The sequence below is a fragment of the Micromonospora cabrerizensis genome (assembly GCF_022230955.1).
In the GTDB taxonomy this organism is placed as follows: domain Bacteria; phylum Actinomycetota; class Actinomycetes; order Mycobacteriales; family Micromonosporaceae; genus Micromonospora; species Micromonospora cabrerizensis.
This window is the reverse complement of record NZ_JAKKFI010000074.1, coordinates 1-19217: the sequence shown is the minus strand read 5'-3', so window position 1 is coordinate 19217 and position 19217 is coordinate 1. Positions and strand designations below refer to the sequence as shown.

The window sequence follows — 19217 nt, the reverse complement described above, 5'->3', positions numbered from 1 at the left end:
CCGGTAAGAAACCGCAGCTGCCACCACACCCTCGCCACAATCTGGAAAGAGTCCAGCCGGGGAGCCGCACCAAGGCGGTCAACACCGTCGTCCTGCCCAGCGCCGACGTCGCCAAGGACATCGACGACATCAACAGTGGGCGGGCTACCTGGGACGCCGGCCGTCAGCGCTACGTGGTGAACGGACGTACCTACATCCCCAAGGACGGAAGAGTCGTGCCCGAGTCCGGGCCGGGCCTGGAGGCGTTGGACTACCAGGAGTACGAGGCGCTCAAGGCATACATCAAGTTCGACGGCGACCTCGATGCGGCCAACGCCGAGCTGTCCAGGGACCCCACCAACACTCCGGCGCACCGGGCCCGCGCGCTGGAACTCTTCCGCCATCACAGCAGGTACCGGGGTTGACGGGACTGTCCCTCGCGTCGGCTAGCGGACACCTATCCGGCGGGATCACGACAGCCATCCGGCACCTCACGGCGCAGGCTGGCCGGGATCTTCGACGACAGACGTCGGCACCGGGAGGAGGCGCGCGGCCATGGGCGTACCCCGGGCAGGGTCGGTGGGTCGCGCGGCGCTCGCCGGCTGCCTCGCCCTGCTGCTGACGGGCGCGACGGCGGGGTGCCGCCGGTCCCGACCGGCGCCCTCCCCCGCCGGTCCCCCGGCGACGGTCGGCCTCACCGTCGGCGCGTCACAGCCCGCGTACCGGGTGGGTGAGCAGGTGAACCTTCGGCTCAAGCTGGTCAACAACCGCGACGCCGAGTGCCAGCTCAGCCGGGTACCCGACGGGGCGGTCACGGTGCTGTCGCTGACCCGCGACGACGCGGCGGTGGCGCCCACCACGGGTGGGGCCGCCTACTACCGCGACTTCACCCGCCATCTCGTCGAGAACCTGGTGCGGGTGCCACCGCGCGGGTCGGTGGAGCTGACCCTGGTCAGTGACCCCGAGAGCCCGGTCGGCGCGGCGTTCACCACCTCCGCGCCGGATGGCCGCGGCGGGGCCACCGTCACCTGGTGGCCGGTCGACCAGCCAGGGGCGTACCGGCTGGTGCTGGGCTACCTGCGGGCACCGCTGCGGGGTGTGCCGGCGGACGCCTGCGCCGCGACGACCGAGCAGGGCACCGTGTCGTTCGAGGTGAAGGGCGGATGACCGGGGTGCGGAGCCGAACGCGGCTGGGCGTCGTGCTGGCGGGCGTGCTGGTGCTGCTCGCGCCACAGGCGGCGTCCGCCGTGGTCAGCGTCAACACCGACGTGCAGGCGGCGTACGCGGGCTGCGTCGCGAAGATCCGCAGCTCCGGCAACGGCGCGGTGCTCGACGCGCTGGAACGCTCCGGCAAGCAGATCAAGGTGCGCAAACCCATCTTCGGTACGGAGAGCAGCACCACGACGTACGTCCCGGGCAGTGATGTCCAGGTCAACTGGTGGCCGGACAACGACGGGCGGGCGCTGCCGGAGGAGGGCGCGGGCTTCACCGAGGACCGGTGCGCCACCCTGATCCACGAGATGAACCACGCCCTCGACGAGGCGAACGACACCGACCGGGGCCAGTTCTGCACCCAGGGTGGTCAGTTCGCCAGCGGGGTGGACCCCGCCGAGGTGCACGCGGTGCTGGCGGAGAACGCGTACCGCAAGGCCGTGGGGTTGCCGACGCGCACCACGTACAGCGGGATGAAGCTGCCGTCGAACGGCAAGGACTGCGACCAGCCCAGGCCGCGACCGCCCGGCGGTGGTGGTTGTTCGATCTCGGTGATCGGCAAGGGTTACCGCTGCGCGAACAGCAACGGCGACCCGCACCTGCTCACCTTCGACGGTCTCCGCTACGACTTCCAGGCCGCCGGGGAGTTCGTGCTGACCCGCTCGACCGCCGACGACTTCGAGGTGCAGGTCCGACAGACGATGTTCCCGGCCAGCTCTGTGGTGGCCGTCAACTCCGCGGTGGCGCTGCGCGTGGCCGGCGACCGTGTGGGCGTGTACCAGACACCCGACGGCCCGGTGACCCGGGTAAACGGCGGCCCGCCGGTGTACGCGCCCGACGGGGTGAAGCTGCCGCGCGGCGGCACCGTCACCACCTGGTCCGACGGCACGGTGACAGTGGACGGGCCGGACGGCGTGCGGCTGATCGCGCACCCGATCGGGGTGTGGGGGCTGAGTGTGAGCGTCGGCGCGCCGCCCGCGCGGGCCGGAACGCTGGAGGGCCTTCTCGGTGACCACGACGGCGACCCCGGTGACGACCTGACCAGCCGCGGCGGAGCGAGGGTGAGCCAGCCGCCCACGTTCGAGTCGCTGTACCCCGGCTACGCCGACAGTTGGCGGGTCGAGGCCCCGCGGTCGCTGTTCGACTACGAGCCGGGTCAGTCCACCGCCACGTTCACCGACCGTCGTTTCCCGGACCGTCTGCTCACCGTCGGGGACCTGCCCAACCGTGCCACCGCCGAGCTCGTCTGCCGGCGGGCCGGCGTCACCGACCCGCAGACCCTCGCCGACTGCGCGCTCGACGTCGGCCTCACCGGGCAGGTGGCGTTCGCCGAGGACGCCGCCCGGACGCAGCGCGACGTCCCCGCCGTCGGCGACGTCAACCTGGAGGTGACCCGGGCCGGTGCCACGGCCGCCATGAAGGTTCCCGGTCGGGCCGGTCAGAAGATCTTCGTGGAGGTGCCCGCCGCCACCGTGCCGGACCGCTGCGGCGTGCTGGTGCTGCTCGACCCGCAGGGCCGTCAGCTGGCCACCGGCTGCGTCATCTCCGGTGTGGGCTTCATCGACACGACCACGTTGACCGCGACCGGCGACCACCAGGTGGTGCTCGACCCGTGGGACGCCGACCTCGGCCGGGCGACCGTACGGGTCGTCACGGTGACCGACGAGGACCGGACGCTCACGATGGACGGGCCGGCGGTCCGGGCGACGCTCGCCCAGCCCGGGGCGATCAGCCGCCTGGCCTTCGCCGGGCGCGCCGGCCAGAAGATCTTCCTCCAGGTCACCGGTGCCACGGTGCCCGACCGGTGCAACCTGCTGCGGTTGCGCGGCCCGGCCGGCGACGAGGTCGCCACCGGTTGCGTGATCGGCGGCAAGGGCCACGTCGACGGGTTCGTCCTGCCGGCCGACGGCCGGTACGTCCTGGAGGTGGACGGGACCTCCACCGACACCGGTTGGGGCGACGTGCGGCTGCGCGACGCCCGCGACGAGCAGGCTGACTCGGTTGCCGACGGGCGGTCCACCACCCTGTCGGTCAGCCGGCCGGGCGCGGTGAGCCGTCTGCGGTTCCCGGCCGCCGGCGGTCGACGCCTCGTCGTCGAGGTGACCTCGGCCAGCGTTCCCGACCGGTGCGCGATCCTGACCGTCACCGGCCCGGACGGCGACGCGATCGGCAGTGGCTGCGTCATCGGCGGCACCGAGCGGTTCGAGGTGGGCCCGCTGACCAGGGGCGGCACGTACGCTCTCGTGCTCGACCCGTGGGCGGACGAGACCGGGTCGGCCACGGTCACCGTCCGCCAGGTGGGTTGACGGGGCTTCCGGCTGGCCCGACGAGCGGGCCAGCCGGACCGCGACGTGGCGTCAGCCGCTGGTGCAGACGGTGCCGTTGAGGGTGAACGCCGTGGGCGGCACGTTCGGCCCGCTGTACGCGCCGACGAAGCCGGCGCTGACGCTGCCGCCGGCGGCGATCTGCCGGTTGTCGTCGGTGGGTGTGACCCGCACGGCCGCGCCGACCTGCTCCCAGGTGGCGCTCCAGCCGCTGCTCACCTGCTGCCAGCCGGTGGGCCAGGTCCAGGTGAGCGTCCACCCGTTGACCGGGCTGGTCCCGGTGTTGAGGATCTCGACGCCGCCGATGTAGCCGTTGCCCCAGTCGCTGTTCGCGGTAAACCGGACGGTGCACGCGCTGGCGGCGGGGCCACCGGTGGCGAAGGTGAGCGGCGGCGAGGCCCAGGACACCCGGCCGGCGGTGTCCCGGGCCAGCACGTTGACGGTGTACCGGCTGCCCGGCACGAGGTTGCCAACCGTGAACGACGTCGTCGCCGTCTCGCCGAGCTGTTCGCTGACCCCGCCGTTCTGCCGGTACACCTCGTACTTGGCGATCGGGCTGCCGCCCGGCGTTGCCGCCGGCCAGGAGATCGTCGCGCCCCGGTCGGTGACACCGCTGGCGGTGGGCTGGCCAGGTGCCGAGGGCCGCCCGGCGGTCGCGCCGGCCGGTCGCAGCACGAGCGTGGTCAACGAGTACGCCGGCAGCGTCCGGCTGGTCGCGGAGCCGGACTGGCCGGTGGCGATGCCGGTGGCGCCGTTGGTGAGGGTGGACACCGTCGGCGCGGCGGTCGACGGGGTGAACCCGGCATAGTCGACGGTGACGGGGTGGGCGTTGTCCGGGTCCTTGTTGACCAGCAGCACCGCGAGGTCGCCGTTGGCCCGCCGGACCGCGTGCGCGCTGACCAGCGGCTCGTCGCTGGCGGCCCGCACGAACTGGTCACCGGCCCGGGCGAAGAGCTTCATCATGCTCAGCCCGTGGTACGGCGCGAACGGTGTGTTCAGTGGTGGTTCGCAGACCGAACCGTCCTCGGTGCAGGTGCCGCTGGACAACATGCCGAAGTCGCCGTAGTCGGTCTGGCCGGCCACCTCCGTGACGGTGCCGATGCCGTTGTGCACGTTCCACCAGTGGACGGTGAAGATGCCGTTGGCCAGCAGCTCGCTGTAGGCGTCGGCCAGGAAGAGCGCGGCCGGTTGGGTGGTCCGTCCGGCATCGACGTTCAGCTCGGTGAAGCTGATGCCGATGCGGTCGGCGTTCGCGCCGGCGTAACGGCTGAGCTGCTGCCGCAGCAGGTACGTCGCATCGGGGATGTGGCTGGTGCGGGCCAGCGAGTCGGCGGCGGTGCCGCCCGGGTACCAGTGCACGTCCACGAAATCGATCTTCGGGCCGGCGATGGAGAGCACGGTCTGGTTCCACGGGCCCGGGTCGCTGCCGGCGGTGATTCCGTCCGGCCAGTTGCCCGGCATGGTGAGCACGGCGCCGACCCTGATGCTGGGGTCGACCGCCTTCATGGCGTCGGCGTACTCGACGACCAGCCTCGCGTACTGTGTCGCGCTCTTGTCCGGGTGGTCGTCCGCCTCCCAGGCGGACCCGTAGTGGCCGTTGCCGTAGTTCTCGTTGCCGACCGTCCAGTACCGCGCGCCGTACCCCTTGGTCACGTTGGCGTACCGCACCCAGTCGGCGGCTTCCTCGGGCGTGCCGGTGCCGTAGTTCGCGATGATCATCGGTTGCGCGCCGGCCCGCCGGACCGCTGCCATGAAGGTGTCGAAGTCGGTGTTCGGCGCGACGTAGCCGCCGGGCGCGGTGTGGTCCTTCCAGTGGTAGATGTCGGCGTACGAGCCGCCGGGGTAACGCATCATCTGCACGCCGGCGTCGCGGAGCAGGTCTGACGTCTCGGGGGTGCCGAGGTTCTGGTCCCAGATGGCGTGGTTGACGCCCAGCGCGGTGTCGGGCACGGTCGCCATCCCCGCCCGGGCGTCGACGGTGACGGTGGCCGGGTCGGGTGCGGCGCTGGCGTTGGGTGGGTTGACGCCGGAGAACGCGGTCGCGGCCAGCAGCAGGCTCGCCAGCAGCGTCGCGCGGCTTCTCGGGAGGTTCATGGCGGATGTCCTTCGCGGTGAACGACGGTGGGTCGCCCAGCCGGACGGATGCGACGCGGTGGCGGGGCGATCTCGTGGACGGACAGGCCCCGGTGTCCCGTCGCTCGTGCCCCGTCCCCCGGGATCCTGGTCGGACCCCGGCTGCCCAGTGGACGGGCGTCGGCCCCCGCAGGCGCGGTGGGCAATCGACGGCCAAGAATGTCATGGTCGGTTCGACAATCTCAAGGGCCCCGACCCGAGCGGCACCAGCACAGACGCCTCGGGCCCATCGAAGACGTCATACGTTACATCTTGACGACCCGCATGTTATCGCTCACAGTCGATGCGAGGCGATCAGCGTCCACGCTCACGACCAGAGGAACCGACGATGAGATCAAGGATCGCACCGCTGGCCGCCGCGCTGGCCACTGCCTTGGCGACGATGACAGCCGTGGTCACGGTCGCCACCCCGGCATCGGCCGCGACGCTCACCCAGGTGACCACCTTCGGCGCCAACCCCACGAACCTCCAGATGCACCTGTACGTGCCGGACCGGGTCGCGGCCCAGCCGGCCCTGCTCCTCGCGCTGCACTACTGCACCGGCAGCGGCCCGGCGGTGCACAGCGGATTCGGGCTCAGCACCCTGGCCGACCGTTACGGCTTCATCGTGATCTACCCGTCGGTGACCCGGAGCAGCAAGTGCTGGGACGTCTCCTCAGCCCAGGCACTGCGGCGCGACGGCGGCAGCGACCCCGTCGGCCTCAGGTCCATGGTCGACCACGTCCGCAGTCGCTACCCGGTCGACGCGAACCGGATCGCCGTGGGCGGGTTCTCCTCAGGCGCCATGATGACCAACGTGATGCTCGGCCTCTACCCGGATCTGTTCAACGCCGGCTTCAGCTCGTCCGGGGTGCCGTTCGGGTGCTTCGCCACCGGCAACGGCGCGGAGTGGAACAGCGAGTGCTCCGGCGGACGGATCGTCCGGACCCCCCAGCAGTGGGGTGACCTGGTTCGCAACGCGTACCCGGGATACACCGGCCCGCGTCCCCGGGTGCAGATCTGGCACGGCACCACGGACACCACGCTGAGCTACGTCAACTTCGGCGAACAGGTCAAGCAGTGGACGAACGTGCAGGGCGTGTCGCAGACCCCCGGCTACACCGACTCCCCACAGACCAGTGCCACCCGTACCCGGTACGGCGGCACCGGCGGCACGGCACCGGTCGAGGCGATCAGCTTCCAGGGGTACGGCCACTCCATCCCGTTCGACGCCGCGCAGGCCGTCCGCTTCGTCGGCCTGGACACCACGAGCCCGACCACACCGCCGCCGGGCGGCACGGCCGGGCCGCTGCGCAACGTCAACGCCGGCCGCTGCCTGGACGTCCCGTCCCGGTCGCAGACGAACGGCACCCAGGTGGCCCTGTGGGACTGCAACGGCGGCAGCAACCAGCAGTGGACGCCGACCGCCACCAGGCAACTCCAGGTGTACGGCACCAAGTGCCTGGACGCCGAGGGCGCGGGCACCACGGCGGGCACACGGGTGATCATCTGGGACTGCAACGGCGGTACCAACCAGCAGTGGAACCTCAACACCGACGGCACCGTCGCCGGGCTGCAGTCCGGCCTCTGCGTCACACCGAACGCCGCGGCAACCGCCAACGGCACGCAGGTGGTCCTGTCGACCTGCACCGGCAGCACCAGCCAGCGGTGGAGCCGAAGCTGAGGGCGGGCCTCAGTCGTCGAGGCGCAGCAGGTGACGGCCGGGGAACGGGCCGCCGTGCTCCTGCTCCCAGGTCGCCAGGTGCCGCTTCCTGTCCTGGACGGACGGGGCCAGGAAGTCGAAGTAGGTGAGGATGACCGCGCGCGCCTCGTCGACCGTGTACGTCGTGCCCGAGGGGACAGGGCCGAGGCTGTCCACCGTGACACCGGTCGGCGTGCAGCGCACGACGGCGGAGTTGCCCTCGTACTCCTCGTACGCGGAACGCCCGGACACCACGTCGTCGACGCACTGCAACAGCTCCAGGCAGTCCGGGGCGTAGCTCTGGATGTCGCTGGTGAGTTGGGAGGCGAGGTCGCGAAAGTGCCGGTCGCCGCTCGTCATGGTCGGCGCACCGTACTGGTTACGGCCGAACTCAACGTGCCCCATCGTCAGCTTCCCCCCACTGGCCAGGCCGAATACCACGTCGTGCCGCCCGGATTGTAGAAGCCCTCCACGACCACCCCGTTGGCCCTACCCTGCCACTTGTTCGGATCGGCCGGGTGCGGACCCCCCGACCGGAACGCGTCCTGGATCGTCTCGTCGACCCGCTGCGGCGTCCAGTTGTCCGGGAAGAAGGTGCTCGAACCCCGCTTCTGACGCCAGACGCCGCCGTCGTCGAGCACGTCGACCCGGGCCCGGTACGTGCCGTCGACATGCCGCTCCAGGATCATCTCCCGGCCGTCGGGGTCGACGCGGACTCGGGCGCCGGGCGGGTTCTCCCCCAGGAAGCGGTGGTGGAAGCCGGTGCCGCGGGGCGGGGTGGCGTTGGCGTTGACGTGGCCCCGAAAGATGTGCTCGTAGCGGCGGTGGCGCATCCGCGCCCGGAGCCACTTCTCGACCGGCCGGAAGAGGCCTGCCTTGCCACGGCTACCCACCGAGTACCGCCTCGGTCGCCATGTTCAGCAGTTGGTCGATGAGGGCGCCGGTGATGAGCTTGAAGATCGGAATCTCCAGCAACGAGGCACCGAAGGTGACCGCCGCCGTCGCGACGGCCTGCGCGATCTGGATGGCCAGCAACGTGAGCTGCACAATCACGTTGATCTTGAGGGCCAGCACGATACCGGCGCACACCATCAGCCCGGCGCCGATCAACGCCGCCGCGGTGGCCCCGTCGTCGAGGTTCGTCTTCGCCGAGTCGCCGGCCTGCCAGGTGGCCTGGAAACGCTCGATGGCGTCGTCCCGGTTGTCGGTCCACACCTGCCGTGCCGAGCTGTCCGCGTCGGCCACCGGCGCCGCCAGACGGTCCGGGAAGGCGAGCCACGCCTGGCCCATCTCCAGCAACTTGGTCTCGTCGGCCTCGGGCCAGGTATAGCCCAGAAAACCCAGCAGGGACACCAACTCGGCAGGCAGCGTCATTCCCATGTCAGCTGAGCATCTCCCCGAAACGGCCGAGGTGCTCCACGATGGCACGCTCGGTCTCCTGATAGTTCAGGCCCATCACCCGGCTCAACTTGCCGATGTCCTCGATCTCGACCCGGTTGGCGTCGTAGCTCTCCAGCGCGAGGTCGCGGATCGTCTCGTACACCATCCCGATGAGCGAACCGAGATCGTCGTTGCCCCAGGGCGCGCCGAACGCGGCCAGCTCGGCGTCGAAGGCGGACAGCGCCGAGCGGATGCGCTGAGCCGAGGCGACCATGTCGTCACCCGCCTCGATGATCGCCTCCGGGTTGATCTCAATCTCGCCGGCCATCACGCCTCACCTCGATCGATCATCGTCACGGCTCCCGGACGCGGGCCATCATCCCCGTCAACGCCCCGGTCAGCGCAGCCATCTGTCGAATGCTGGCCTCCTGCAACTCAGCCGCCCGACCGCCGAGGTCTTCCCACGACGGCCCGTGCTGCGGGGCGTCCGCCGGCTCGATCTCGTCCAGCGCCCGATTGACCGCCTCGACGATCGACTCGCCGAGCTCCACGGAGGTGAACCGACCGGCACGAGGCACCAGCTCCAGGCGAACAACCTGGCCGGTGACATCCACCTCGGCCAGGACCTGCCCCGCGTCGTCGGACCCGGTCCACCGACGCTCACCCTCCTCGACCTGGTCGGGGCCGGGCGTCGTCGCGCTCGCCGACCTCAAGACGTCCAGGACACCGTGCAGCAGCTCCGCGGGACCCTGCGCGGGAAGCTCACCGCCGAGCCCGGTGGCCGGCCCCACCTTGGCGACAGCCTCGGCCAACGCCCCCTGGAGGCGGTGCATCGCCAGCTCGCTCTCCGCGAGGACCGCCACCACACCGTCGGTCAGTCGCGCGATGTCCGGGGCCTGCTCCACATCGGACGACAGGGCACGGGTCTCGGCGAGCGCGGTGTTGGACGCCTGCGTGACCAGAGGGCTCAGCTCCGCACCGGACATCCGCAGCAACGGGGCGGCGACCTCGACCGACTGCAGGCGGCCCCGCGCCGCGACGACGGCCACCGACCCGTGCGCGCCGTCGGCGCGGCCCTGCGCGACCGCGTCCGTCCTGGGTGGCCCCGCGCGCATACCCGCCAGCTCCTGGCGGTAGGCGCTCACCCGCGCGGTGTAGCTGTCCCCGGCACCGTCCGACATCCCGCAGCCTCCCCGTCCTGGCCCACGGAACCCTAGCAACGAAACCCCAACCCGACGGACCGTCATGGTCGGCCCCGGACCGGGCATCGAGCGCGGCCCGAATACTCTCTCGACATGCGGGGACGATCCGGTGCGCTCAGACGGTGGTACGGAAATCGCGGACGCCTCGCTCGTCGTACCCTCGTGGCGGCGGTGGTCGGCGCGGTGCTGCTGACCGGCGGCACGGTGGCCAGCGTGAGGTGGATCCGCGACGCCGCCGACGGCCACATCTACAGCGAGGCAACCGTGCCGGACGCCCCCGTCGCCCTGGTGCTGGGGACCAAGGTGGACACCGACGGCAGCCCGTCGCCGTTTCTCGCGGCCCGGTTGGAGATCGCGCGGCGGCTCTTCGACGCCGGCAAGGTGCGGGCCATCCTGGTGTCCGGTGACAACATGAACGCGGACTACAACGAACCCGCCGCGATGCGGGGCTGGTTGGTCGACCGGGGCGTGCCGGCGCGCAAGGTCGTGCTCGACCACGCCGGCTTCGACACGTACGACTCGTGCGCGCGGGCCGAGCGGATCTTCGGGGTACGGCGCGCGACGGTCGTGACCCAGTCGTTCCACCTCCCCCGCGCGGTGGCACTGTGCCGGGGTCTCGGCATCGACGCCAGCGGGGTGGGTGACGAGACCGCGAGGCAGTACGAGCAGACCTGGCGGGTCAGCTCCTCCCGCGAGAACGGCGCCTGCCTGAAGGCGGCCCTGGATCTGCTGTCCGGCCGGGACCCGGCGCACCTCGGCCGGCGGGAGACGGGCGTCGACGACGCTCTGCGTGCCGGCTGAACGGTGTCACGACCGTGGCCGCCCCGGCGAGGACGCGCGCGGCGGTGCGGCGCTGTCGCGCACGATGAGTTCGGTGGCCAGCTCGACCCGGGGGCTTTCGGTCTTCTCGCCGCCGGCGAGGCGCAGCACGGTCCGTGCGGCCAGCATACCCATCTCGGCGAGGGGCTGACGGACGGTGGTCAGCGGCGGTGAGCACCAGCGGACCTCCGGCAGGTCGTCGAAGCCGACCACGCTGATGTCGTCGGGCACCCGCAGGCCGCGCTTGCGAACCGCCTCGTAGACGCCGAGGGCCATCTGGTCACTGGAGGCGAAGATGGCGGTGGGCGGGTCGGGCAGGGCCAGCAACTGGCTGCCCGCGCTGAACCCGGCCTCGTGGTAGAAGTTGCCGGGTCGGATGAGGGCGTCGTCGACGGGGATGTCGGCGGCGCCGAGGGCGGCCCGGTAGCCGTCCATCCGGGCCCGGCTGCACATCAGGTGCGGTGGGCCGGCGATGAAGCCGATGCGACGGTGACCGAGGTTGATCAGGTACTGGTTGGCGCTCAGGCTGCCCGCCCAGTTGGTGGCGCCGATGGTCGGTGACTCCTGGGGGTCCACCCCGGCGGGGTCGATGATGACCACCGGCAGGTGCAGGCGGCGCAGCTCCGCCTGCAGTGGCGGGTTCACCATCGAGGTCACGAAGATGATGCCCTCGGTGGAGCGCGTGCGCATGTTGTCGAGCCACTGCTTGGCCGAGGAGATGCGCCAGTGGATGGCTGATACGACGGTGCCGACGCCGCTGCTCTGGCCGACGTCCTCCACCCCGCGGATGATCTCCACGGCCCACGGGCTGTCCAGGTCGTTGAAGACCAGGTCGATGAGGGCGGCGTCGGTGCGTCGCGCCGGTGACCGGCGGCGGTAACCGTGCCGGTTGAGCAGCGCCTCGACGCGCTCCCGGGTGTCCGGCGCGACGTCGGAACGACCGTTGATGACCCGGGAGACCGTGGGCACGGAGACACCGGCCAACCGCGCGATCATGGCGATGGTGACGTTTCGGCCGTTCTCCGTGCCCACGGTCCTCCCTTCGTCGTGCTGGAAGCGTCAGGTCTGCTCGCGGTGACGCGGTGTCACCCCTTCACGCTGCCGGTCAGACCGCCGATGAGCTGGCGTTCGGCCACGGCGTAGAAGCCCAGGGCCGGCAACATGGACAGCACGACGTACGCGAGCACCCGTGCGGTGTCGTCGGCGTACTGACCCTGGAAGGCCTGGACCCCGACGGGCAGCGTCCACCAGCTCTGGTCGCTGAAGACGACCAGCGGGAGCATGAAGTTGTTCCAGCTGGTCACGATGGCCAGCACCGACACGGTGGCCAGGGCCGGACGGGCCATCGGCAGCAGGACCCGCCAGAAGAACCCGAACGAGCCGCAGCCGTCGAGGACGGCGGCCTCCTCGACCTCGGCCGGGATGGTCCGGAAGAACTGACGCAGGATGATGATGGTGATCGGCAGCCCGAAGGCGGCCTGGGGCAGGATCACACCGAGCGGGTTGTCCAACAGGTTCATGCCGCGCAGCAGGACGAACAGCGGCAGGATGGCCACCGCGAACGGGAACATCAGGCCGATCGCGAACAGCGTCACCAGGAACTCGCGGCCCCGGAAGGCGTAGCGAGCGAAGACGAAGGCGGCCATCGCCGCCGCGCCGACGACGATGACGGTGCTGCTCACGGCGATGAGGAGACTGTTGCCGAGCTGCCGCCAGAACACGCCGTTGCCCAGGATGTCGAGATAGTTCGGCACCCAGGGGTCGGGCCAGCCCAGCGGGTTGGTGGACAGTTGGCCGTTGTCCTTGAAGCCGCCGAGCACGCCGAACCACACCGGCACGACGATGAGCGCGCCGACGGCGATGCAGACGAGGTGCAGCACGACGCTGCGGGTCCGCTGGGCACGGCTCGCCGTGGCGGTCATCGCTGGCCTCCCTGGTTGGTGATCGCGCCCGCGGTGTCACGACGCAGCACGATGCGTTGGTAGAGCAGGGCGAAGACGAGGCTCAACAGGAACATGACGATGCTGATGGCGCTCGCGTAGCCGACCTCGAAGCGGCGGAAGCCGTACTGGTACATCGTGACGGCCAGCGTCTCCGAGGAGTGGATCGGACCACCGCCGGTGAGCACCCAGACCATGTCGAACAGTTGGATGGTGCCGATGACGGACAGGAACACGCTGATCCGGATCGTCGGGCCGAGCAGGGGCAGGGTGACGTGTCGGAACGCCTGCCACGCGGTGGCGCCGTCGGTGACCGCCGCCTCGGACAGCTCCTTCGGGATCCCCTGCCGGGCGGCCAGGAAGAGCATCATGTAGAGGCCGAAGTACTTCCAGGACACCACCAGGAAGACGGCGAACAGCACCGTGTCCGGGTCGGCGAAGACCGCGCCCGCGTCGGCGCCCAGCCACCGGGAGACCCCCTCGCCCAGCCCTCGGTTCGGTGAGAACACCAGGGTGAACAGGACGGCCGTGGTGACCTCGGAGAGCACGTACGGGGCGAAGAAGATCAGCCGGTAGACGGCCCGGCCGCGAAGCGGCTGGTTGAGGAGCATGGCCAGGGCCAGCGCGGCCGGCAGCTGCACGACCAGGGACAGCACCACCAGCACGAGGCCGCGCTGCAGGTCGCCGCGGAAGGTCGGGTCGCCGAAGGCTCGGGTGTAGTTGTCCAGCCCGATGAAGTTCTCCGGCAGCCCGAACCCGTTCCATTTGTAGAGGCTGGCGTAGCCGGCCACCACGATGGGGGCGAGGACGAGCAGCAGGAACAGCGCCAGGGCAGGCGCCAGGAACACGGCGAGGACGCCACCCCGGCCCGGCCGGGGCTGGCGGCCGCGCTGTCGCGCGGTGCCCGGCCCCGGTGCCGGCGGATCGGTCGCCGTGTCGCCGCGCCTCGTGTCCGACACGGTCGATGGCCTGGTCATGCCTGCTCCACTCGGGTTCTACGGCCGGCTACGGATGGGTGCTGGATCACGGTCAGGCGGTCTTCGCCACCTGCGTGATGTCCTTGAGGATCGCCGCCGGCGACTTCTTGCCGGCGATGATCTCGGCCACGCTGTCGTTGATCTGCTGCCCGAGTGCGGGCGCGTACGCCTGGTCGAGGTAGAGCTGGAAGCCGGTGTTCTTGGCCAGGGTCTCCGCGACGACCTTGTTGTTGGCGTCGCTGATCGCCGAGGTGGCGTCCTTGACCGTGGGCAGCACCGCGCCGGTCTGCGCGGACCGCTTCTGGTTGTCGACGCTGAGCAGGAACTTCAGGAAGTCGATGGTGGCGGCCGGGGCGTCCTTGCCGACGGCGAAACCGTTACCGCCGCCGAAGACCTCGGTCGACGTGCCCTTGCCGCCGTCCACGGCCGGGAACGGGAAGAAGCCGAGCTTGTCGCCGAGGCCCTTCTTGCTGGTGGAGCTGGACGCCTGCACCGCCGGTGCCCACTGCCCCATCAGCTCCATGGCCGCGCCGCCGTTGCCCATCGTGGCGGCCTGCCCGTCGGGCGAGCCGAACTCGGCGCCCAGGAACCCCTTCTGGAAGGGCTGCAGGTCGACGAGCTCCTTGAGCCGCTCGCCGGCCGCGGCGAGGTCAGGGGTGTCGAAGTTCTTGTCGTCGACGGCCTTCTGCAACGCGCCCACCCCGCCGATGCGCATCGCGAGGTAGGACCAGTAGAAGTGGGCGGGCCACTTGTCCTTGCCAGCCAGCGCGACCGGAGTGATGCCGGCGGTCTTGAGCTTGCGGACGGCGTCGAGCAGGGCGGCCCAGGTGGCGGGAGCCTCGGTGATGCCGGCGCGGGTGAAGAGGTCCTTGTTGTACCAGAACCCGACCATGCCGATGTCGAACGGAATGCCGTAGATCTTGCCGTCGATCGTGTAGGGCTGCATGGCGGCGGGCAGGATGCCGCCGACCAGGTCCTTCACGTCGTCGGTGAGGTCCTTGACCAGGCCCGCGTCGACCTGCTGCTTGAGCACACCGCCACCCCAGGACTGGAAGAGGTCGGGCGGGTCGCCCGCCTGGGTGGCGGTGGTGAGCTTGGCCTTGAAGGCCTCGTTCTCCAGGGGCTGGATCGTCAACGTGACGTTGCTGTGTGCCGTCTTGTACTCGTTGGCCATCGCGGCCCAGACCGGCAGCATCGGGTCGGTGTTCTGGATGTGCCACCAGTTGATGGTCTGCGGGGCGTTCGGGTCGCTGGATCCCTCGTCGCCGCTACAGGCGCTCAGCAGGTAGGCGCCGGCGCCGGCACCGGCGAGGCCGAGCAGCGTTCGGCGGGAAAGGTGCGTGGTCATGATCCATCCCTTCGGGGACTCACGGGGTGCTCGGACGCCGGCCGAGCCGGCGGGGTGGAACCTATGGATCTCCGGAACTTTCAAAGCTTCGCCGGTATTACCGGTCGATGGCCGGCACGCTACGAGCTGTTTCCGCAACGGTCAAGACCTCTGTCCTATTGCGAAAAGACCGGCTAGCGTAGTCAGGACTTCCAGTGATCCGGGACCGCAAGTTTCCGGAAGTTCCAGACAGCCCCGTCCAGAGGAGCCCTCGTGTCGACCGACCTCGCTAACGTGGCGACCGCTACCCGGTCGATCCGCAATCCCGTCCTCGCCGGGTTCCACCCGGACCCGTCGATCCTGCGCGTCGGGGACGACTACTACCTGGCCACCTCGACGTTCGAGTGGTATCCGGGCGTGCGTGTGCACCATTCGCGTGATCTCGTGAACTGGCGCCCCCTGGGCGGGGTTCTCACCGACCGCCGCCTGCTCGACCTGCGTGGCTGCGGCGACTCCAACGGGGTGTGGGCACCCGACCTGACGTACCACGACGGTCAGTTCCATCTCGTCTACAGCGACGTGGCCAGCTTTGCCAGCGGCTACTGGGACCCGCAGAACTTCCTGGTCACCGCCGAGGACATCAACGGCCCCTGGTCGGATCCGGTGAAACTGCACGGGCGTGGGTTCGACGCCGCGCTGTTCCACGACGACGACGGCACCAGTTGGCTGCTGAGCATGAGCGCGGACTGGCGACCCGGCCGGGACCGCTTCGGCGGCATCGAGATCCAGCAGTACGACCGGGCCGCGCGCAGCCTGGTCGGCCGGCCGCGCATCCTGTTCACCGGCACGCCGGTCGGGGTCACCGAGGGCCCGCATCTCTACCGGCACGACGGCTGGTACTGGCTGATCACCGCCGAGGGAGGCACGAGCTGGGAGCACCAGGTCACCGTGGCGCGGTCCCGGGAGCTGTTCGGGCCGTACGAGGTGGACCCGGACGGCCCGCTGCTCACCTCCGTCGGCCGCCCCGAACTCCGGTTGCAGAAGGCGGGTCACGGCAGCCTGGTCCGTACGCAGGGCGGCGAGTGGTACCTGGCCCACCTGGTGGGTCGCCCCTACTCCCCACTGGGCAGTTGCGTGCTCGGCCGGGAGACCGCGATCCAGCGGGTCGAGTGGCCGTCGGACGGCTGGCCGCAGATCGCCGGAGGGGTGCCAGCAGACGAGGTCGTCGCACCGGACCTGCCCGCGCACCCGTGGCCGGCGGAGCCCGACACCGACCACTTCGAGGCCCCGGAGCTGGGCCTGTGCTGGTCGACGCTGCGCCGGCCGGCCACCGCTGACTGGGTCGACCTGCACAGCCGCCCGTCGCACCTTCGCATCCACGGCGGGCAGTCGCCGGTCGGTCGACAGGCCCCCAGCCTGGTCGGGCGACGCGTCGGCGCGATGCACTGCTCCCTGGAGACCGTGCTGGAGTTCGACCCGGTCGACCACCGTCAGCTCGCCGGGCTCACCGCCTACTACAACACCCTCAACTGGCACCACCTCTACCTGACCCGCGCCGACGACGGGCGGACGGTGCTGGAGCTGCTCAGTTCCGACAACGGGCGGCGCACCCCGTACCCGGAACTGACCGTCGACGCCAGCGGCGTCGAGCGGGTCGGTCTGCGGGCCGTGTTCGAGGGGCCGGTGGTGCGTTTCGACTATGACCTCGGCACCGGTTGGCAGCGGCTACCGGTCGACCTGGACGCGACGATCCTGTCCGACGAGCACGCCGCGCTGATCATCGACGGTGAGCCGGCGGCGTGGGGCTTCACCGGGGCGTTCCTGGGCCTGTGGGTGCAGGACCTCGGCGGTGACGGCGCGTACGCCGACTTCGATCTGGCCACCTACCGGGAGCAGTGAGCACGCGGGCGGCACCCCGGTGGGTGCCGCCCGCGAATTAGTCGTCCTACTTCACCTGTGCGGCGACGGCGCGGAGCTGGCCGAGGGTGGTGCGGAAGCCCCGGCCGGACGCGGTCGGGTCCTCGGCGACCAGGCCGCTGACGGCCATGGCCTGCGAGCGGGACACCGCGACCGCGTCGTCACCGGCCCCGGTCACGTCGAACACCCCGAAGTCGCCACTGAGGGTGCGGAACGTCGGGGCCGCCGGGTCCGCGGCGAGGTACAGCACCACGACCTGACCCGCCGTAAGCGTGGACATGTGCGCCATGTCCGCCACGCCCCGGTCCAGGCTGGCCAGCGTGATCCGCGCCCCGACCCCGACGAACGATCCGTTCGCCGCGCGCAGCACCTCGTCCACCCGGAACCCGGTCGCCTCGACCTCACCCCGTACCACCAGGTCCGCGGCCTCACTGAGCTGCCGCACCGTGCCGTACCCGCGCAGCTTGCCCTTGACCGCCGGGAGCGCGGCGCCGGTCGGCGTGGCCTCGGTCGGCGCGGTGGTGGGCGCGGCGACCGGGTCGGCGGCGTCGGCGTCGCCGCAGGCGGACAACGCCGCCACGACGAGCACGGCGGCGGCCGTGGCCCACAGCGACCAGGTACGGCGGAGAGGGACTGCCATCAAGCGCTCCTTGCGTCTCGGTGCCGTTCCGGGTCTGTTCGCCCGGAACGCGGCACTGCTGACGACATCTAACTGTGCGGGCCGGGCATCGACCTCTCGGGTGCCCGTCCTTACTCGGTACGCCCGCCAACACCGAGATGAACACGCGTCGTCACGGCCTGCTGACATCGATTGACGAGGCACCGACGTACTGATATCTGTTAATACAGTTTCCTGATGCTCGCGGTGCCCGCCGGGGCCGATCCGCCGCGCCGGGCACCGACCGGCCGGCGGCACGCCGCCCCTTCCCCGAGGAACACCATGGTTCACAAGAGAACAGCCGCCTACGTCGTGGGCGCCCTGCTGATCGGCGTCGCCGCCGTCGGTTACGGCCTGCCGTCGGCCAGCGCCGCGACCGCCGGCCCGATCACCGGCCTCGGCGGGAAATGCGTCGACGTGGCCGCCGCCAGCTCGGCCAACGGCACGGCGGTGCAGCTCTACGACTGCAACGGCAGCGCGGCCCAGACGTGGACCGTCGGCAACACGGACAACTCGATCCGGGCACTCGGCAAGTGTCTCGACGTGACCGCCGCGTCGACCGCCAACGGCGCCAAGATCCAGTTGTACGACTGCAACGGCACCGGCGCGCAGAAGTGGACCGCCAGCAACGGCGCCCTCGTCAACTCCGCCTCCGGCAAGTGCCTCGACGTCACCGACCGGAGCACCGCGAACGGCGCCCGGTTGCAGATCTGGACCTGCGGCGGCACCTCGAACCAGCAGTGGACCCTGCCCGGCGGCGGCGGCAACCCCACGCCCACCACCCCGGCCGGGACCAACCTCGACGACCCGGCGAAGAAGGACGTCGCCATGCAGCTCGTCTCAGCTGCGGAAAACTCCTCGCTCGACTGGCGTGCGCAGTTCTCCTACATCGAGGACATCGGCGACGGACGCGGCTACACCGCCGGCATCATCGGCTTCTGCTCCGGCACCGGCGACATGCTCGAACTCGTGCAGCGGTACACGACCACCAAGCCGGGCAACGTGCTGGCCGGCTACCTGCCGGCGCTGCGCGCCGTCAACGGCACCCCCTCGCACTCGGGCCTCGACCCGAACTTCCCCCGCGACTGGCGGACCGCGGCCAACGACTCGGTGTTCCGGGCCGCCCAGGAGGCCGAGCGGGACCGGGTCTACTTCAACCCGTCCGTACGCGACGGCAAGAACGACCAGGTCCGGGCACTCGGTCAGTTCGCCTACTACGACGCGGCGGTCATGCACGGGTACGAGGGCATGCGCCAGATCCGCAACCGCGCCCTCGCTCGGGCGAAGCCCCCGGCGCAGGGCGGCGACGAGCGGACCTGGCTCAACGCGTTCCTCGACGAGCGGGTCATCGAGATGAAGAAGGAAGCGGCCCACTCGGACACGTCCCGGGTCGACACCGCCCAGCGGGTCTTCCTCAACAACGGCAACTTCAACCTGAACACGCCGTTGACGTTCGCCGTCTACGGCGACCAGTTCCGCATCGGCTAGTCCGGCGGCGGTTCCGCGTCGGCTGGTCCGGCGGCGGTTCCGCATCGGCTAGTCCGGCGGCGGTTCCGCGTCGGCTGGTCCGGCGGCACGCAGACGCTCAGGGCGCCGCCCCGCGGCGCCCTGAGCCGTGCTCGGGGCTCGGGGCTCGGGGCGCGGGGCGCGGGGCTCGGGGCGCGGGGC

The 19217-nt window shown here is 70.8% G+C and carries 18 protein-coding genes; 7 read left to right on the top strand and 11 right to left on the bottom strand.

Translation table 11 applies throughout. The features are described 5' to 3' along the window. Window positions 1-176: 176 nt before the first annotated feature. The 3 genes from LADH09A_RS18620 to LADH09A_RS18610 all read left to right on the top strand — a co-directional run bounded on the left by LADH09A_RS18620 (window position 177) and on the right by LADH09A_RS18610 (window position 3497). Window positions 177-404: a hypothetical protein gene (locus tag LADH09A_RS18620; protein WP_238646739.1), complete on the top strand. Its 228-nt coding sequence runs from the start codon at window positions 177-179 to the stop codon at window positions 402-404. Window positions 405-534: 130 nt separating this feature from the next. Next, the gene (locus tag LADH09A_RS18615; RefSeq protein ID WP_238646738.1) at window positions 535-1146 is read left to right on the top strand and encodes a hypothetical protein; all 612 of its coding nucleotides are present in this window, start codon (window positions 535-537) and stop codon (window positions 1144-1146) included. Then, complete coding sequence (locus tag LADH09A_RS18610) at window positions 1143-3497, top strand: VWD domain-containing protein (protein WP_238646737.1); 2355 nt, start codon at window positions 1143-1145, stop codon at window positions 3495-3497. The genes LADH09A_RS18615 and LADH09A_RS18610 overlap by 4 nt, the downstream gene beginning before the upstream one ends. A gap of 51 nt (window positions 3498-3548) precedes the next feature. Here the strand turns inward: LADH09A_RS18610 and LADH09A_RS18605 are convergent, their stop codons facing one another. Further along, window positions 3549-5609: a cellulose binding domain-containing protein gene (locus tag LADH09A_RS18605; protein WP_238646736.1), complete on the bottom strand. Its 2061-nt coding sequence runs from the start codon at window positions 5607-5609 to the stop codon at window positions 3549-3551. A 367-nt stretch (window positions 5610-5976) separates the two neighbouring features. On the opposite strand from LADH09A_RS18605, the gene LADH09A_RS18600 reads away from it, so the two are divergent. After that, window positions 5977-7311: an extracellular catalytic domain type 1 short-chain-length polyhydroxyalkanoate depolymerase gene (locus LADH09A_RS18600; protein ID WP_238646735.1), complete on the top strand. Its 1335-nt coding sequence runs from the start codon at window positions 5977-5979 to the stop codon at window positions 7309-7311. A 9-nt stretch (window positions 7312-7320) separates the two neighbouring features. On the opposite strand, the gene LADH09A_RS18595 is transcribed toward LADH09A_RS18600, so the two are convergent. From LADH09A_RS18595 to LADH09A_RS18575, 5 genes are read right to left on the bottom strand one after another with little or no spacing between them, the layout of a single operon-like run. Then, complete coding sequence (locus LADH09A_RS18595) at window positions 7321-7734, bottom strand: hypothetical protein (RefSeq protein WP_238646734.1); 414 nt, start codon at window positions 7732-7734, stop codon at window positions 7321-7323. A 2-nt stretch (window positions 7735-7736) separates the two neighbouring features. Further along, window positions 7737-8222 (bottom strand): EndoU domain-containing protein, encoded by a 486-nt coding sequence (locus LADH09A_RS18590; protein WP_238646733.1) that lies wholly within the window; start codon window positions 8220-8222, stop codon window positions 7737-7739. Next, entirely contained in the window at window positions 8215-8703 is a 489-nt protein-coding gene (locus tag LADH09A_RS18585) for a WXG100-like domain-containing protein (RefSeq protein WP_372492306.1), read from the bottom strand. The genes LADH09A_RS18590 and LADH09A_RS18585 overlap by 8 nt, the downstream gene beginning before the upstream one ends. A gap of 7 nt (window positions 8704-8710) precedes the next feature. Continuing rightward, entirely contained in the window at window positions 8711-9037 is a 327-nt protein-coding gene (locus LADH09A_RS18580; protein WP_238646731.1) for a hypothetical protein, read from the bottom strand. A gap of 25 nt (window positions 9038-9062) precedes the next feature. Continuing rightward, a complete protein-coding gene (locus LADH09A_RS18575) occupies window positions 9063-9890 on the bottom strand; it encodes a hypothetical protein (RefSeq protein WP_238646730.1) in 828 nt (275 codons plus the stop codon). Between the two features lie 114 nt (window positions 9891-10004). Here LADH09A_RS18575 and LADH09A_RS18570 point away from each other — a divergent pair, with 114 nt between their 5' ends. After that, window positions 10005-10712, top strand: a complete 708-nt coding sequence (locus LADH09A_RS18570) for a SanA/YdcF family protein (RefSeq protein WP_238646729.1) — start codon at window positions 10005-10007, stop codon at window positions 10710-10712. 6 nt (window positions 10713-10718) lie between these two features. Here the strand turns inward: LADH09A_RS18570 and LADH09A_RS18565 are convergent, their stop codons facing one another. The 4 genes from LADH09A_RS18565 to LADH09A_RS18550 are packed head-to-tail and all read right to left on the bottom strand — an operon-like array spanning window position 10719 to window position 14995. Further along, window positions 10719-11762, bottom strand: coding sequence for a LacI family DNA-binding transcriptional regulator (locus tag LADH09A_RS18565; RefSeq protein ID WP_238646728.1), 1044 nt, complete (start codon window positions 11760-11762; stop codon window positions 10719-10721). Window positions 11763-11815: 53 nt separating this feature from the next. Beyond that, window positions 11816-12652 (bottom strand): carbohydrate ABC transporter permease, encoded by an 837-nt coding sequence (locus LADH09A_RS18560; protein ID WP_238646727.1) that lies wholly within the window; start codon window positions 12650-12652, stop codon window positions 11816-11818. Then, window positions 12649-13647, bottom strand: coding sequence for a carbohydrate ABC transporter permease (locus LADH09A_RS18555; protein WP_238646726.1), 999 nt, complete (start codon window positions 13645-13647; stop codon window positions 12649-12651). The genes LADH09A_RS18560 and LADH09A_RS18555 overlap by 4 nt, the downstream gene beginning before the upstream one ends. A gap of 52 nt (window positions 13648-13699) precedes the next feature. After that, on the bottom strand, window positions 13700-14995 hold the full coding sequence (locus LADH09A_RS18550; protein WP_238646725.1) for an extracellular solute-binding protein: 1296 nt from the start codon (window positions 14993-14995) through the stop codon (window positions 13700-13702). A 252-nt stretch (window positions 14996-15247) separates the two neighbouring features. On the opposite strand from LADH09A_RS18550, the gene LADH09A_RS18545 reads away from it, so the two are divergent. Continuing rightward, a complete protein-coding gene (locus LADH09A_RS18545; protein WP_238646724.1) occupies window positions 15248-16873 on the top strand; it encodes a glycoside hydrolase family 43 protein in 1626 nt (541 codons plus the stop codon). Between the two features lie 46 nt (window positions 16874-16919). Here the strand turns inward: LADH09A_RS18545 and LADH09A_RS18540 are convergent, their stop codons facing one another. Beyond that, window positions 16920-17531 carry a hypothetical protein gene (locus LADH09A_RS18540; RefSeq protein ID WP_238646723.1) on the bottom strand — a complete coding sequence of 204 codons (612 nt, stop codon included), beginning with the start codon at window positions 17529-17531 and terminating at the stop codon, window positions 16920-16922. A gap of 300 nt (window positions 17532-17831) precedes the next feature. On the opposite strand from LADH09A_RS18540, the gene LADH09A_RS18535 reads away from it, so the two are divergent. Next, window positions 17832-19037 carry a chitosanase gene (locus tag LADH09A_RS18535; RefSeq protein WP_238646722.1) on the top strand — a complete coding sequence of 402 codons (1206 nt, stop codon included), beginning with the start codon at window positions 17832-17834 and terminating at the stop codon, window positions 19035-19037. Window positions 19038-19217: the final 180 nt, after the last annotated feature.

What these genes read in the sequence shown, in the direction of transcription:
- LADH09A_RS18615 (WP_238646738.1), top strand. Translation starts at nt 535, where the DNA reads ATGGGCGTACCCCGGGCAGGGTCGGTGGGTCGCGCGGCGCTCGCCGGC.
- LADH09A_RS18610 (WP_238646737.1), top strand. Translation starts at nt 1,143, where the DNA reads ATGACCGGGGTGCGGAGCCGAACGCGGCTGGGCGTCGTGCTGGCGGGC.
- LADH09A_RS18605 (WP_238646736.1), bottom strand. Translation starts at nt 5,609, where the DNA reads ATGAACCTCCCGAGAAGCCGCGCGACGCTGCTGGCGAGCCTGCTGCTG.
- LADH09A_RS18600 (WP_238646735.1), top strand. Translation starts at nt 5,977, where the DNA reads ATGAGATCAAGGATCGCACCGCTGGCCGCCGCGCTGGCCACTGCCTTG.
- LADH09A_RS18595 (WP_238646734.1), bottom strand. Translation starts at nt 7,734, where the DNA reads ATGGGGCACGTTGAGTTCGGCCGTAACCAGTACGGTGCGCCGACCATG.
- LADH09A_RS18585 (WP_372492306.1), bottom strand. Translation starts at nt 8,703, where the DNA reads ATGACGCTGCCTGCCGAGTTGGTGTCCCTGCTGGGTTTTCTGGGCTAT.
- LADH09A_RS18580 (WP_238646731.1), bottom strand. Translation starts at nt 9,037, where the DNA reads ATGGCCGGCGAGATTGAGATCAACCCGGAGGCGATCATCGAGGCGGGT.
- LADH09A_RS18575 (WP_238646730.1), bottom strand. Translation starts at nt 9,890, where the DNA reads ATGTCGGACGGTGCCGGGGACAGCTACACCGCGCGGGTGAGCGCCTAC.
- LADH09A_RS18570 (WP_238646729.1), top strand. Translation starts at nt 10,005, where the DNA reads ATGCGGGGACGATCCGGTGCGCTCAGACGGTGGTACGGAAATCGCGGA.
- LADH09A_RS18560 (WP_238646727.1), bottom strand. Translation starts at nt 12,652, where the DNA reads ATGACCGCCACGGCGAGCCGTGCCCAGCGGACCCGCAGCGTCGTGCTG.
- LADH09A_RS18555 (WP_238646726.1), bottom strand. Translation starts at nt 13,647, where the DNA reads ATGACCAGGCCATCGACCGTGTCGGACACGAGGCGCGGCGACACGGCG.
- LADH09A_RS18550 (WP_238646725.1), bottom strand. Translation starts at nt 14,995, where the DNA reads ATGACCACGCACCTTTCCCGCCGAACGCTGCTCGGCCTCGCCGGTGCC.
- LADH09A_RS18540 (WP_238646723.1), bottom strand. Translation starts at nt 17,531, where the DNA reads ATGGCAGTCCCTCTCCGCCGTACCTGGTCGCTGTGGGCCACGGCCGCC.
- LADH09A_RS18535 (WP_238646722.1), top strand. Translation starts at nt 17,832, where the DNA reads ATGGTTCACAAGAGAACAGCCGCCTACGTCGTGGGCGCCCTGCTGATC.